Below are 861 nucleotides of genomic sequence, written 5' to 3' on the forward strand. Positions count from 1 at the left end.
GGAAATTTATGGATGCTTTAAAGAAATTTTACACATCTGGTCAGTTATTGTTTTCTGGGTCTTCTTTACAGTTTCAAAATCCTACTAAGTTCCAGCAATTAGTAGATCTTTTATATTCGAAGGAATGGATTCCACATATCAAAGAAACTTTTAAAGGTGCAAAAAATGTCATTGAATATTTGGGGAGGTACACCCACCGGATTGCTATTTCTAATGCCCGAATTATATCAGTAGATGATAAAAGTGTTACGTTTAAAGTGAAAAATTATAAAAAACAGGGTGAAACCTCTCAGATGACGCTTGAATCCACAGAATTCATCAGGAGATTTCTAATGCATATTTTACCAAAAGGGTTTGTTAAAATCCGATATTATGGCATTTTAAGTAACCGTACTAAAAAGAAAAAATTAAAGATATGCCGTAATATTATTAGGAGGGATTATCCAAAACCTCTTTTGGAAGGGCTGACGACTGCTCAAATTTTATTGGTACTTTTCGGGGTAGATATACACAAATGTCCCAAGTGTTCTAAACGTAACTTCAACATGGCAAGGTCAATCCCGCAACTGGAATAAGATAAGGGAACTTAATATCTTTTAAAAAACTAGTATTTACTAGGTTTATTAAGCATGCACCTTTTTTTAAAATCAACCTTTATATGATTCATTTTGATTCATTTTAACCAATAGTAAGCATTTTGTTAGGGGCGAGAGAATCATTGAAAACCCATAGTTAGGATGATTGAAAGGTGACAGTGCGACTATTGTTCAATGGGAAAAATTGCAATTGGGACAAAAAAACAGAACTGAAAAGATGTTCTGTTTTTTTGTCCCAACTACAATTCTTTCCTTAATAATTATA

1 protein-coding gene is annotated in these 861 nt (G+C 32.6%); it reads left to right on the top strand.

The features are described from left to right. Positions 1-575 (top strand): IS91 family transposase (locus NC797_RS18300; RefSeq protein WP_272438217.1); only part of this gene is annotated, 575 nt, incomplete at its 5' end. Between the last annotated feature and the right edge of the window lie 286 nt (positions 576-861).

This window comes from Terrihalobacillus insolitus (genome assembly GCF_028416575.1).
Lineage (GTDB): Bacteria > Bacillota > Bacilli > Bacillales > Amphibacillaceae > Terrihalobacillus > Terrihalobacillus insolitus.